Origin of the sequence: Pseudomonas sp. B15(2017), from assembly GCF_002113215.1 — a bacterium.
Taxonomy (GTDB): Bacteria; Pseudomonadota; Gammaproteobacteria; order Pseudomonadales; family Pseudomonadaceae; genus Aquipseudomonas.
Map to the genome: position 1 here is coordinate 78,576 of NZ_NEJZ01000015.1, position 14,012 is coordinate 92,587.

11 protein-coding genes are annotated in these 14,012 nt (G+C 62.3%); 4 read left to right on the forward strand and 7 right to left on the reverse strand.

Going from position 1 to position 14,012, the window contains the following annotated elements:
* Positions 1-8 precede the first annotated feature (8 nt).
* The gene (gene xylF / locus CAF73_RS20975) at positions 9-1,010 is read right to left on the reverse strand and encodes a D-xylose ABC transporter substrate-binding protein (protein ID WP_085700359.1); all 1,002 of its coding nucleotides are present in this window, start codon (positions 1,008-1,010) and stop codon (positions 9-11) included.
* Positions 1,011-1,152: 142 nt separating this feature from the next.
* Positions 1,153-2,469: a xylose isomerase gene (xylA, locus tag CAF73_RS20980; RefSeq protein ID WP_085703710.1), complete on the reverse strand. Its 1,317-nt coding sequence runs from the start codon at positions 2,467-2,469 to the stop codon at positions 1,153-1,155.
* A 203-nt stretch (positions 2,470-2,672) separates the two neighbouring features.
* On the opposite strand from xylA, the gene CAF73_RS20985 reads away from it, so the two are divergent.
* Positions 2,673-3,848 carry a XylR family transcriptional regulator gene (locus CAF73_RS20985; protein WP_085703711.1) on the forward strand — a complete coding sequence of 392 codons (1,176 nt, stop codon included), beginning with the start codon at positions 2,673-2,675 and terminating at the stop codon, positions 3,846-3,848.
* A gap of 8 nt (positions 3,849-3,856) precedes the next feature.
* Here CAF73_RS20985 and CAF73_RS20990 read toward each other — a convergent pair whose 3' ends face one another.
* From CAF73_RS20990 to CAF73_RS21010, 5 genes are all read right to left on the reverse strand, one after another.
* The gene (locus CAF73_RS20990) at positions 3,857-5,119 is read right to left on the reverse strand and encodes an FAD-binding oxidoreductase (RefSeq protein WP_085703712.1); all 1,263 of its coding nucleotides are present in this window, start codon (positions 5,117-5,119) and stop codon (positions 3,857-3,859) included.
* The gene (locus tag CAF73_RS20995; RefSeq protein ID WP_085703713.1) at positions 5,109-6,701 is read right to left on the reverse strand and encodes an aldehyde dehydrogenase (NADP(+)); all 1,593 of its coding nucleotides are present in this window, start codon (positions 6,699-6,701) and stop codon (positions 5,109-5,111) included. Before CAF73_RS20995 ends, CAF73_RS20990 begins: the two co-directional genes overlap by 11 nt.
* An 80-nt stretch (positions 6,702-6,781) precedes the next feature.
* Positions 6,782-7,729: a dihydrodipicolinate synthase family protein gene (locus CAF73_RS21000; RefSeq protein WP_085703714.1), complete on the reverse strand. Its 948-nt coding sequence runs from the start codon at positions 7,727-7,729 to the stop codon at positions 6,782-6,784.
* Between the two features lie 55 nt (positions 7,730-7,784).
* Entirely contained in the window at positions 7,785-8,711 is a 927-nt protein-coding gene (locus CAF73_RS21005; protein ID WP_085700353.1) for a 4-hydroxyproline epimerase, read from the reverse strand.
* Positions 8,712-8,733: 22 nt separating this feature from the next.
* The gene (locus CAF73_RS21010) at positions 8,734-10,365 is read right to left on the reverse strand and encodes an APC family permease (protein ID WP_085700352.1); all 1,632 of its coding nucleotides are present in this window, start codon (positions 10,363-10,365) and stop codon (positions 8,734-8,736) included.
* Between the two features lie 224 nt (positions 10,366-10,589).
* Between CAF73_RS21010 and CAF73_RS21015 the strand changes: the two genes are divergently transcribed.
* The 3 genes from CAF73_RS21015 to CAF73_RS21025 all read left to right on the forward strand — a co-directional run bounded on the left by CAF73_RS21015 (position 10,590) and on the right by CAF73_RS21025 (position 13,969).
* Positions 10,590-11,360: an AraC family transcriptional regulator gene (locus tag CAF73_RS21015; protein ID WP_085700351.1), complete on the forward strand. Its 771-nt coding sequence runs from the start codon at positions 10,590-10,592 to the stop codon at positions 11,358-11,360.
* Between the two features lie 58 nt (positions 11,361-11,418).
* Positions 11,419-11,700, forward strand: coding sequence for a hypothetical protein (locus CAF73_RS21020; protein ID WP_085703715.1), 282 nt, complete (start codon positions 11,419-11,421; stop codon positions 11,698-11,700).
* 142 nt (positions 11,701-11,842) lie between these two features.
* A complete protein-coding gene (locus CAF73_RS21025; RefSeq protein ID WP_085703716.1) occupies positions 11,843-13,969 on the forward strand; it encodes a TonB-dependent receptor domain-containing protein in 2,127 nt (708 codons plus the stop codon).
* The last annotated feature ends 43 nt before the right edge of the window (positions 13,970-14,012 follow it).

Here is a 14,012-nt window from a genome sequence, read left to right on the forward strand (position 1 = left end):
CTCAAGTGTCACTGTCCGGCGATCTGCGCCTTGGTGTAGAAGCCGTCCTGTTCCAGCAGGTCGATGTTGTCCTTGGTCAACGGAGTCGGGGTGAGCAGGATGGTGTCGACTTTTTTGCTGCCGTTGTCGTACTGCGAGCTGTAGGCGGGTTTCTCGTTGCGCGCCAGTTGCACCGAGAGTTTGGCGGCTTCGGAGGCAATCAGTTTCAGCGGTTTGTAAACCGTCATGGTTTGAGTACCGGAGATCACTCGCTTGACCGCTGCCAAGTCCGCGTCCTGCCCGGAGATCGGCACCTTGCCGGCCAGTTGTTGAGCGGCCAGGGCCTGAATGGCGCCGCCGGCCGTGGCGTCGTTGGAGGCGACGATACCGTCGATTTTGTTGTCGTTGCGGGTCAGGGCGTTTTCAACAATGCTCAGCGCCTCGGTAGGGTTCCATTCCTTGACCCATTGCTGGCCGACGATTTTGATGTCGCCCTTGTCGATGGCCGGTTGCAGCACTTTCATTTGACCTTCACGCAGGACTTTCGCGTTGTTGTCGGTGGGCGCACCGCCCAGCAGGAAGTAATTGCCCTTGGGCGCCGCGTGCAGCACACCGCTGGCCTGCATTTCGCCGACCTTTTCGTTATCGAAGGAGATGTAGGCGTCGATATCGGCGTTGAGTATCAGGCGGTCATAGGACACGACCTTGATCCCGGCCTTCTTCGCTTCGGCCACCGCATTGGTCAGCACGGTGGCGTTGAACGGCACGATGACGATGACATCGACGCCACGGGAAATGAGGTTTTCGATTTGCGAAATCTGCTTTTGCTCGTTGGCATCGGCCGACTGCACGAAGACCTTGGCGTCCATTTTCTCCGCTGCCGCAACGAAGTAGTCCCGGTCACGGGACCAGCGTTCCAGCCGCAGATCATCGATGGAGAAGCCGATTTTCGGGTGGGCAGCGTCGGCCATAACCGGCAGCGAAAGCAACGCCAGGGCGCCGGCAAACAGCGTGCGTTTTACGTTCTTCATGGTGGTGCGTCCTTTTATTTTTGTTTGAAAGACACGGCCTGACGATGAATATCGGGCTGGTGGAACTGTAGAGAATCAGCAGACACAACGGACTACAGATTTGTCGCGCAAATGTCACAGCGCCCGTAGTCCTCGTGGGCGATCAGCGATAGATGAAACGATTGACGACGTTTTCAAGCATTTCCTGCCGACCGCTGACGGCCTGCGGGTTCAGTTCGGTGGCGAAGGCGTGCTCGGCCAGTGACTGGAGATTGAACTCACCCGCCAGCACCGACTGGCCGAATGGCTGCTGCCAGCCGGCATAGCGTTGGTCCTTGAGACGCTGAAGCTGATCGTTCTGGACCATGGCGGCGGCTCGCTCGAGCGACTGGGCGAGGACGTCCATGGCGCCGACGTGACCGTGAAACAGATCGACTTCGTCGAGGCTCTGGCGGCGCACCTTGGAGTCGAAGTTGAACCCGCCGTTGCCGAACCCGCCGGCCTTGAGGATTTCATAGGTGACCAGGGTCATTTCCTCGACGCTGTTGGGGAATTGATCGGTGTCCCAGCCGTTTTGCGGGTCGCCCCGGTTGGCGTCAATGCTGCCGAAAATCCCCAGCGAGACGGCCGTCGCCACCTCGTGATGAAAACTGTGGCCGGCCAGGGTCGCGTGGTTGGCCTCGATGTTGACCTTGATTTCCTTTTCCAGACCGAACTGCTGGAGAAAACCGAACACCGTGGCGCTGTCGTAATCGTATTGGTGTTTGGTCGGCTCCTGCGGTTTGGGTTCGATCAGCAAATCGCCTTTGAAGCCGATCTTGTACTTGTGCTCGACCACCATGCGCATGAAGCGACCCAGTTGTTCGCGCTCACGTTTCAAGTCGGTGTTGAGCAGGGTTTCGTAACCTTCGCGACCGCCCCACAACACATAGTTGGAGCCTTTGAGGCGTTGAGTCGCGTTCATGGCGCTGAAGACCTGGGCAGCGGCGCAAGCGAACACTTCAGGATCCGGGTTGCTGGCGGCGCCGGCGGCAAAGCGCGGATTGCTGAAGCAGTTGGCGGTGCCCCACAGCAGCTTGATCCCGCTTTCTTCCTGATGGCGCTCCAAGTGATCGATCATCTGTGCGAAGTGGTTGCGGTACTCCTTCAGCGAATTGCCTTCGGGGGCGACATCCGTGTCGTGAAAGCAGTAGTAATCGATACCCAGCTTGGTGAAAAACTCGAACGCGGCCTCAGCCTTTCCAATGGCCATTTCCATCGGGTCACCGGCGTGTTGCCACGGGCGCTTGAATGTCCCTGCACCGAACACATCGGAGCCCGGCCAGACAAAGGTGTGCCAATAACAGGCAGCCATGCGCAGGTGTTCGCGCATGGGCTTGCCGAGGATGATCTTGTCGGCGTCGTAGTGACGGAAGGCCAGGGGAGAATCGCTGGCAGGACCTTCGTAGCGAATCCGGTCGACATCGGGGAAGTACGGCATTGGCAATGTCCTGTTGTTCTTGGTTGTTGTTCTTGGTTGTTGTTGTGGGGGGGCGTGTCCCGATACTAGCAACGGCCCTGTGCCTGCCGATTACGAAAATCACCAACACCGAGTGCGATTTTGCGTATTGAGATTCACCTTCGGCGCGCCTAGTCTGTGCAGACCGCCTCAACGGCAAGAGGCCCGGCACAAGCATAAAAACAATGAAAACCGTACCGCCCGTTCACCGCATCGCCCTGTTGTTCAACGGAAGCAAGATCTATGACCGCGGCATCATCAGTGGCATCGGTAATTACCTGAGCAGCACGCGCGCGTCCTGGGATCTGTTCCTGGAAGAGGACTTTCTCTGCCGCTTGAAAGGCATCGAGCGCTGGCAGGGTGACGGGATCATTGCCGACTTCGACGATCCGCTGATTGGCGAGGCGCTGGCCGACATCAAGTTGCCCGTGGTGGCGGTGGGCGGCTCTTATCAGGATGAGCGGGCCTATCCCAAAGGGATTCCGTACGTCGCGACCGACAATAACGCGCTGATCACGCTGGCTTATGAACACCTGATTGAGGCCGGGCTGCAGCGATTCGCTTGCTTCAGCCTGCCTGAGGCGCAGGCCAATCGATGGGCCCAGGAGCGCGAAAAGGCTTTTCTACGATTGATGCAGCGGGACGGCTTGCACGCCGAAGTCTATCGCGGCATGGGCACCAGCGCGCCGCTGTGGGACAGCGCCGTCGAACAGCTGATCGCCTGGCTGCAAAGCCTGCCCAAACCCATTGGCATCATCGCGGTCAGTGACGCCCGCGCCCGGCAGTTGTTGCAAGCCTGTCTGACCGCCGGCATCGCCGTTCCGGAGCAGGTGGCGTTGATCGGCATCGACAACGACCCGCTGACCCGCAGCCTGACCCGGGTTCCCCTGAGTTCGGTGATCCAGGGCACCGAAACCATGGGCCGCACCGCCGCGCAACTGCTGCACCAGATGCTGCACGGCAAGCCGTCAACGGGCGAACATTTCCTGATCTCGCCTGAAGCGATCAACGTGCAGGTGTCGAGCTTGCATCAGCCATTGGGCAACCCTTACGTGATGCAGGCGCTGCTGTTTATCCGTCAATATGCCTGCCAGGGCATCAAGACCGCGCAAGTCGCGGCGTATGTCGGCGTGTCGCGCTCCTCGCTGGAGTCGCACTTTCGCACGGTGCGCGGTTGTAGCGTGCATGACGAGATTCTGCGTTTCAAACTGGCGGCGGCCACTCGCGGGCTGGAAAAGTCCGACACGGCAATTGCGGACGTTGCCCGCACGTGCGGTTTCAAATCCGCGCAGTATCTGCATACGGTGTTTCGCCGAGAATTCGGATGTACGCCCCGTGAGTACCAGCAGGGCGCCCGATAGACGGCCACTCAAAAGCGATCCAGCCGATAGGGCTCGCTCGACGCAAGAATAGGAGCCGTGTTCTGCGCCGACGGCAAAACCATCCCCCCAATCATCTCCGCCGTCACCGCCGCCTGCGTCAGCCCCAGATGCTGATGCCCGAACGCAAGCAACACCCTCCCGTCACACACCCGATCAATCACGGGCAACGAATCAGGCAGCGACGGCCGGAACCCCATCCACGGCGTGGCCGCCTCGATACTCAATTCCTCACGAAACAAGCCCTTGCTCAACCGATGCAACTGCCAGGCGCGGGCCATGGTCGGCGGGGCTTCGAGGCCGGCAAATTCAACGGTGCCGGCCAGGCGCAGCCCGTCGGACATCGGGGTCATGATGAACTTGCGTTCGAGCGAGGTGACGGGGAAGGGCAGCCGGTTGTGTTCGTGAGGCAGCATCAGGTGATAGCCGCGCTCGGTGTCCAGCGGGACTTTTTTGCCGGTCAGTGCGGCGGTGAGTCTGGCCGAGTGGGCGCCGCAGGCGATCAGCACCTGGCGAGCGGACAGCGCGCCGCTTCCGGTCATCAAGTTGACGCCATGCTCGTGCAGTTGCCCGCCCTGAACCGCCTGTTTCACAAACTGCACGCCGAGGGCTTTCGCCGCCTCGACCAACTCATGAACGACGCGGTAAGGATCGATGAAATGCCCGGTGTTCGGAAAAAACAGCCCGCCCTGAATCTGTTCGCTGAGTTGCGGCGCGATCTCGCGTACCGCACCGGCCTGCCACCAATCGACCGGCACCTGTTGCTGTTGCATGCGGCGCTGCAATGCTTCGAGGGTCGGACGTGAGTCGGGGCGTTCGAACACCAGCAGCGAACCTTCCATCTTCAACAGCCCGGGACGCTGGATGTCATTGAGCAAGCGGTGCCAGGCGTCGAGCGAACTTTCATTGAGCGCGCGCAATCCGGCAACGGTGCGCTGGAACGGCGCCGAGCGCAGGTTCAGCAGCAGCCGCGCAAACCAGGGCAGGGCGCGGGGCAGGTATTTCCAGTCCAGGCGCAGTGGCCCCATCGGGTCCATGAGCATGGCCGGCAGGCGTTTGAGGATCGAACTGTCGGCAATCGGAAACACTTGCTCGGTCGCCAAGTGCCCGGCGTTGCCGAACGAGGCGCCGTGGCCGGGATCCTGCGGGTCGATCACCACCACCCGCAAGCCCTGATGGGCCAGGCGCAGAGCGCTGGCGACGCCGATGATGCCGGCGCCGACCACGGCGATGTCGTGCGGGTTATTCGGCATCTTTCGCGGCTTCCCTTTGGCCATCGAGCAAACGGCGCAGCGACAGTGGATTGGCGTGCTTGAGCGCGGTCGGCAGCAAGCTGTCGGGGAAGTCCTGATAACAGACCGGGCGCAGGAAACGCAGGATCGCTGCTGTACCCACCGACGTGGTGCGCGAATCGGAGGTCGCCGGGAATGGCCCGCCATGCACCATCGCATCGCAGACTTCGACCCCGGTCGGCCAGCCGTTGACCAGCAGCCGTCCGGCCTTGCGCTCCAGGATTGGCAGCAATGCGCGGGCCTGTTCAAGATCTTCGTGATCCAGGTGCAGCGTGGCGGTCAGCTGACCTTCCAGCTGTTCGAGTAGCTGACGGATTTCAGCGTCGCTGGCGCATTGCACGATCAACGAAGCGGCGCCGAAGGCTTCGGTCTGCAACGAATGATCCGCGAGGAAGTCGGCGGCATCGGTGACGAACACATGGGCCTGACCCTGATTCGGATCCGTTGCTCGCTGGCCGACCGCGGCAATGCGCGCCCGGGCATTTTCCGCGAAGGCATTCACACTGGATTCGTAGGCATTGAAGATCCCCGGCGTCAGCATGGTCTGCGCGGGGCTGCGCTGGATCAGTTCGGCGGTGGCGCCAATGAAGGCGTCCAGCGCCGGCCCCTTGCGGGCGATGACCAGACCGGGATTGGTGCAGAACTGACCGGCACCCAAGGTCAGCGATGCAACAAAACCCTGGGCCAAGGCTTCGGCGCGATTCTGCAGCGCTGTCGGAAACAGCAACACCGGATTGATCGAACTCATTTCCGCATACACCGGAATCGGCTCGGGCCGGGCTTGAGCCGCTTTGATCAGCGCGAGGCCGCCACTGCGCGAACCGGTGAAGCCGACCGCCTTGATCCGTGGATCGCTGACCAGTGCAATCCCGACTTCACGGCCCGAGCCGTACAGCAACGAGAACACACCTTCCGGCAAACCACAGGCCTTGACTGCCCGTGCTACGGCGCGGCCGACCAGTTCGCTGGTGCCGGGATGGGCGCCGTGGGCCTTGACGATCACCGGGCAGCCAGCAGCCAGCGCCGAAGCGGTATCGCCACCGGCCACGGAAAACGCCAGTGGAAAGTTGCTCGCGCCAAACACCGCCACCGGGCCCAAGGGAATCTGCCGCTGACGCAGATCCGAACGCGGCATCGGCTGGCGCTCCGGTTGCGCGTTGTCGACTCGCACATCCAGCCATTCACCTGCCCTCACGGTGCGGGCAAACAGCCGCAGTTGCTGGCAGGTGCGGCCCCGTTCGCCCAGCAGGCGCGGTCGCGGCAGGCCGGTTTCGGCCATGGCGCGGTCGATCAGTTCGTCGCCCAGGGCTTCGATTTCGCTCGCGATGGATTCAATGAATTCGGCCCGTGCCTCGAGCGTTGTCTCGCGATAACGGTCGAGCGCCGCCCAGGCCAGCGCGCAGGCCTGCTCGACATGTTCGGCAGAGCCGCCGGCGTAGGCCGGCTCCAAAGGCGAGTTGGTGGCGGGGTTTATCCCGTGGATGACGTCGCGGTCGCCGGTGAGGGTTTGCTGACCGATCAGCAGTTGGCCCGTCAGGGTCATGGCGCATTCCTTATCAATAGAGCAGGTCACGAATAAGGCCCGCCGCCGTGGTTGGCGGCGGGCTTGAGCGCAGCGGCAGGTCAGGCGAAGTTCTGTTCCGTCGACCAGTTTTCGTACCAGTGACGGAACAGCGTGTACTGCGCTTCTGCATAACGACGCTGCGAATCGCTGAGCGCATCGGTTTCATTGAAATGCAGGGTGTATTCCTTGTCGCCGTTGAGCACCATCAGGTGTTTGTAATACAGCACCAGATCCGTGCCTTCGTCGAAGGACGACAGTACCGCCAGCGCCGATTCCAGCTCGCGCGCCTGGCGTCGGGCCTTGGCGTCGCCCTTGGCCGCCTGCTTGCTCAGGGCCACCAGTTGCAGCACTTCGCGGGGCAGGGCATTGCCGATGCCGGTGATGGCGCCGGTGGCGTTGCAGTTGACGAAACCGTGCACGACCTGAGTATCGACACCGACCATCAGGGTCACGTCATCATCCTTGGAAGTGATGTTTTCAGCGGCGTAGCGCAGGTCGGCGCCACCGCCGAATTCCTTGAAGCCGATCAGGTTCGGGTATTCACGGCGCAGTTCGAAGAACAGGTCGGCGCGGGTGGCAAAGCCGTAGTAAGGGCTGTTGTAGATCACTGCCGGCAGGTTCGGTGCGGCTTGCAAAATCGCCGCGAAGTGGGCTTTTTGCGCTGCCGCCGAAGCGCCGCGGGACAGCACTCGAGGAATCACCATCAAACCCTGTGCGCCGACTTTCGCCGCATGGGCGGCGTGGGATACCGCTTCACGGGTGTTGACCGCGCCGGTGCCGACGATGGTCGGAATGCCGGCGGCCACCAGTCGCGCCACGCCTTCCTGACGCTCGGCTTCGGTGAGCAGCGGCCAGTCGCCCATGGAGCCGCAATACACGACCGCGCTCATACCGATGTCGATCAGCTCGCGACCCTTGGCCACCAAGGCATCGAAGTCCGGTTTGCGCGCGGCGGTGCACGGGGTCATCAGGGCGGGCATGCAGCCGGTGAAGATGTTGTCGCTCATTGTTGTTCTCCTTGGAACGGTCATTCGGATGGGATTGAAACAACAGCGCAGCGGCTCAGATGCCCCACGCAAACGGATCGGTCTCGTCGATCAGCAATGTGCTGTCGGCAGTCATGTGGGCGCGGCCGGTAATGTAGGGGCGGATGCGCTCGCCTTCCCATTCAAAGCGGCCTTCGAACTGGCTGCCGGTGATGCTCGCTTGCACCCAGCGCTCTCCCGGCGCGAGTTTTTCGTCGGCGGCCAGACACGCCAGTTTGGCGCTGGTGCCGGTGCCGCAAGGGGAGCGGTCGTAGGCTTTGCCGGGGCACATGACGAAGTTGCGGCTGTCGGCCTCGGCGTCATCGGCGAACAGTTCGATGTGATCGATGAGCGCGCCGTCCTCGCCATGGATGCCTTGGTCTTCCAGGGCCTTGAGCATTTTCCAGGTGAGGTCGGTGAGGGTTTCGACGTTGTCCATCGTCAGCGTCTGTCCGTGTTCGGAGACCAGGAAAAACCAGTTGCCGCCGTAGGCCACATCACCGAGGAAGCGCCCGTATCCCGGCACTTCCACCGCCACCTGTTTTTGCGAGCGATAGGCGGGCACGTTGCCGAGCGTCACTGCGCCGTCTTCATGCAACGTGGCACTGACCGGGCCGACCGGGGTGTCGATCTTGTGCACGCCCGGCGCGATCAGCCCCAGATGTTGCAGCGATGCAACGAGGCCTATGGTGCCGTGGCCGCACATGCCGAGGTAACCGGCGTTGTTGAAGAAGATCACCCCGCAGGTGGCGTCCGGCGACACCGGCTCGCAATACAGCGCGCCCACCAGCACATCGTTGCCGCGCGGTTCCAGCAGGCAGGCGCGGCGCCACTGGTCATGCTGGTTGCGCAGGGCGTCGCGCTTCTCGGCCATGGTGCGGCCGGACAGCTCGGGAAAACCCTTCATCACCAGGCGCGTGGGTTCGCCGCCGGTGTGGGAATCAATGACATGTACTCGTTTCATGGACAGGTCCCGTTGAGTGATTTCAGTAAGCGCCGGCAGTGCGCGGGTTGGCGGCGGAGGCTGGGGACGTCGAAGCGACTTCGCTCTCATCCTCTTCGGACTCCAGACGCAGCAGGTGTGCCGGTACGCCGGTGGCGGCGCCCCAGTAATAGATGCCCATCGCACAGGCCGCGACGACCAGGGTGTCGAACGGATGGGTGAGGATGCCCAGGCCGCCGAAGGTGCCGAGTTTCGACAGGACGATGGTCACGGCGTAGAAGGCGATCAGCCACGCGGACGAGCGCACTTGTCGGGACAGGCTGAGGTGGGCGGTCGGCACGAAGCGGCCGCAGAGCAGGTAGACGACGAACATCAGGATTTGCAGGCCAAGCAGCCAGGACACGGTGTTCCAGCCCGACCAGTAAACGATCAGCGCAGCGATGATGAACGACACCGGCCCCAGCACGCCCATGCTCTTGACCCGGAACGGGCGCGGCATATCAGGCGCATTGCGACGCAGCGCAGCCACGGACACCGGCGCCACGGCGTAGCTGAGCACCAGCGCGGCGGACACCACGTTGATCAGCGCTTCCCAGGACGGGAACGGCAGGGTCCAGAACACCGACAGGGCAAAGGTCAGCCACAGCGCCGGACGCGGGATGCCGGACTTCGCGTCGATGTGGGTGAAGACCTTGAAGAACGTGCCGGTCTGCGCCCAGCCGTAGATCACCCGAGGCGTGGCGTTCATGTAGATGTTGCCGCAGCCGCTGGGGGAGATCACTGCGTCGGCGACCACCAGATACGCCAGCCAGCCCACGCCCAGCGCCAGGGCGATGTCGCGGTACGGCAGGGCGAATTCCTTGGAAACCCCGGCCCAGCCATTGGCGAGCAGTTCGGTCGGGATGCCGCCGAGAAAGGCGGTTTGCAGCAACACGTAGATCGCGGTGGAGAGCAGCACCGACAGGATCAGCGCAATCGGAATGGTGCGCTGGGGATTCTTCACTTCGCTGGCCACCGAGATGATCGGGGTCAGGCCGAGGTAGGCGAAGATCACGCCGCCGGCGGAGACGGCCATCTCGATGCCCGAGAGCCCGAAAGGGGCGAAACCTTGAACCTGAAAATTCTCCGGTTTGAAGAAGGTGAACAGCACGCCGATCACCAGCAGCGGCACGATGAACTTGAACACGCTGACCAGATTGTTGGCCTTGGCGAAGGTTTTTACGCTGCGGTAGTTGAGCAGGAAGAACACGCAGAGCAGGCCGAACTGCACCAGCCAGCCGAGCAGGGTCGGATCTCCGCTGCCGGCCTTGGTCAGGCCGGGAAACCACGCCGCCGCGTATTGGCGCGAAGCAACCACCTCGATCGCCACCAGACTGGAAAACGCGATCAGCGTAATAAAACCCATCAGGTAACCGAGCAACGGCCCGTGGCTGTAAACCGGGTAACGCACCACACCGCCGGCCCGGGGCAGCGCAGCGCCCAGTTCGCAGTAGACGATGCCCAGCAGCAACACGGCAAACCCGCCCAGCAACCAGGAAAAAATCCCCGCCGGCCCGGCAATCGCCGACACGTGACTGGCCGCGAACAACCAGCCGGAACCGAAGATCGCCCCCAGCCCGATAAAGGTGAGGTCGATCAATGAAAGTTGTTTTTTGAACTTGCCTTGGCCTGACATGGCATCGCCTTCTTGTGAGTTATTGGATAGGCAGGTGTGAAGTCACTGGAACGGCTAAACAGTGAACTCATCAGGCGTCGGGCGATTGATGTTTTGCGCAGCTGCGGATGACGAAATCGGCACAGTTGCGAAGAAAGTCCGCGGCGCTCGACACGCCTGAAACGTTGCTGCAATCTGCACGCGAACGCCTCAGCCCGATCCACTCACCGGGGAAAACCGTCACCATGCAGAACGCATTTGCGATCCTGTGCCAAGGCGATGAGCACAATCGTCCGCACACCCTCGAGGCACTGCTGGCGGGGGTGGCACCGCTGTTGCCGATGCTCGACGTGATCCCCAACGCGGCGATCTTCATCAAGGATGTGCAGGCGCGTTACGTCCTGGCCAACCGCACACTGGTGCAGCGCTGCGGGCTGAAAGACCTGAAACCCTTGCTCGGCAAAACCAGTGCGCAGGTATTTCCGGCGCAATTGGGGCCGGGTTACACCGAGCAGGATCGGCGGGTGCTGGAGGAGGGATTCGTGCTGGAGGATCAGCTGGAACTGCACCTGTACGGCAGTCGCGAACCGGGCTGGTGCCTGACGCACAAGCGTCCGCTGTACAACCGTGACGGCGAGATCATCGGTCTGGCGGGGATTTCGGTGGATCTGCAATCGGCCAGCGAAACCCACCCGGCGTTTCAGCGTCTGGCGGCGGTCGACGAACACATCCGCGCGCATTTCAATCGGCGTGTCACTTTGGGCGAACTGACCCGGATCGCCGGTATTTCGGTGGCGCAACTGGAGCGTTACTGCAAACGGGTGTTCCACCTGACGCCTCGGCAGATGATCCAGAAAGTGCGGCTGGAACAGGCCCATCGGTTGTTGCACACCGATCTGCCGATCACCGAGGTGGCGCTGCAATGCGGTTACACCGATCACAGCGCCTTCACTCGCCAATTCAAGGCTTCGACCGGGTTCACACCGCGTCAGTATCGACAGGCGACCGCCCAGTGAATACGGACGCAGCGACTAGACTCAACGGATCGCGGTCGTCTTTCGAGGGGGAAACGGGATGAGCAGAACATTCGCGCTTCACTGCTCGTCGTGGCTCTTGATCGCCTTCAGCGTGATGCTGGCTTCGGGATGCTCGAACAGAACGCACTATCCGCCATCAGGTGTTGGCGACAGCTGTTACGCCAAGGCGTTGCCGACGGTCGGGGAGGGTGGTCTGGCCTGGGGCTCCAGCCTGAACATGGCCCGGCAAAAATCCATGGCCAACTGCATGCGTTACGCCGGACGTTCCGGGGGAACGCCGGACACCTGTCAGGTGGTGTTGGCCAAATGCAGGAATTGACGGGGGGCGGGTTTCACGAAGCTCCAATGGGCAGTTCAGCGGCCTGAGCACCTGACAAAAAACCAAATCGCCATGTGTTTCCTTCGTTCTTTCATACGTCGCAGTTGTCACTGTCCGTTCCCGCCTGTCTGGAGTTCTCTCGATGCCTTCGCTCAAAACCCTGCCCGCTGCCTTGCTGGGGCTGGCCCTTGTCTGTCCGGTCAAGGCGCAATCCCAGGGACTGGAGCTGGGGCAAGTGCTGATCGGGGCCGAGGATCAGAGCGGTGAGGATGCGTCGGTGGAGGAGGCGAAGGCTCGTCTGGCCCAGGTGCCGGGTGGCAGCAACGTGGTCGGCATGCGCCAGCCATTACAGGGCCGGGTTGCCAGCAATCAGGACGTGCTGGCGTACCAGCCGGGTGTCTATGCCCAGTCGGCGGGCAACGAAGGGACGAAGATTTCGATCCGTGGTTCGGGCATCAACCGCGCTCCCGGTGCTCACGCGTCAGGGCTGTACACGATGCTCGACGGCCTGCCGCTTACCGGTCCCGGCGGCACGCCTTACGAATTGCTGGAGCCGCTGTGGCTCGACCATGTAGAAGTGCTGCGCGGCGCCAACGGCTTTGATCGCGGTGCGCTGGCGCTCGGCGGTGCCGTCGATTACGTCAGCCACACCGGCTATAACGCGCCGCTGCTGAATGTGCGCTACGTCATGGGCAGCCACGGTTATGCCCAGCGACAAGTCAGCTCCGGTCAGGTGCTGGGCGATTTCGATTACTACCTGTCGATGACCGACGCGCATTCCGACGGTTATCAGGATCACACCGCGAGCAAGAGCCAGGGCGTGATCGCCAACTTCGGTTATCGCTTCAATCCGAATCTGGAAACCCGCTTCTACATCCGTCACCGCGAGACCGACAACGACCTCGCCGGCCGGGTGACCAAACATTCCATCGAACATGATCCACGCGCGGCCAACCCGGCCTACGTGACGCGCAACGACAGCCGCGATCAGCCCGGCAGCACCTTCATCGGCAACAAGACCACGTACTACATCGATGACGATTCGAGTATCCAGACCGGTCTGGTTTATCACGATTACCCGATGGACCTGCGCGAAGGCCCGAACCGCTTGAAGGTCGCGTACACCGATGTCAGCGGCACGTTCGACTACAAGCGCCGCGACACGCTCTGGGGCATGGAGAGCAACAGCACCGTGGGCCTGCGGGTGACCAAACACCTGCCCAACGACGGGGCCAGCGAACGGGTGCGAATTCCTGCCGGCAACACCGCCCGCTATGCGCCGGGCACGCCTATGCGCAACTTCACTTATCAGGGTTCGGATTCTGTCCTGCACGTGGGCAACGATCTGGAAATCGCCGACGACCTGTGGCTGACCACCGGCCTCGCCGCGATCTACACCCGCCGCGAAAGCGCCGTGACCTATCCCGAAGGTGGCGGCAAGACCAGCCTCGGTGACTGGGACTACGCGCCCCGTCTGGGCCTGCGCTATCAGGTGACGCCGGACCTGCAACTGTTCGGCAACCTCAGCCGCTCGGTCGAAGCGCCGCATCCGTGGTCGCTGATCTACAGCTCCAACGTGCGGTTCCCGGCCGGCAGCGGTGCCGCCACCGGCACCCAACGCGACCCCATCAAACTGCAGAACCAGACCGCGACCACTCTGGAACTCGGCGGCCGTGGCGACAGCGCGCTCGGCGAATGGAGCCTGGCGTGGTACTACGCCCAGGTGCGCCACGAATTGCTTTCGGTGTTGCCGGACGCCAACGCCACCACGCCTTACGAACTCAACGCCAGCCCGACCGTGCACCAAGGTGTCGAAGCCAGCCTGAACAGCAATCTGTGGTCAGCCAACGATGGTGGCAAGTTGAGCCTGCGTCAGGCTTACACCTTCAGCGACTTCCACTACCGCGACGACGATCGCTTCGGCGACAACCGCCTGCCGGGCCTGCCGATGCATTACTACCAAGGCGAACTGCGCTACGACTTCCCGCAGGGCTTCTTCGCGGCGGTCAACACGCAACTGGTCTCGAAAACCGCAGTGGATTACGCCAACAGTTACTACGCCGATCCTTACGCCACCTTCGGCGCGACGCTGGGCTACAACGCACCCAAAGGCGACTGGCAGACCTGGCTGGACATGCGCAACCTGACCGACAAGCACTACGCCGCAACCGTTACGCCGGGCTATGACGATAAAGGACTGGACGCCGCACGCTCCACGCCGGGCGAGGGCATGGCGATGTATGTCGGGGTGTCGTGGAGTCTGCTTTGATCCGACGAAAGCGCGGTGATTGAAACCGTTCGATCACCGGACA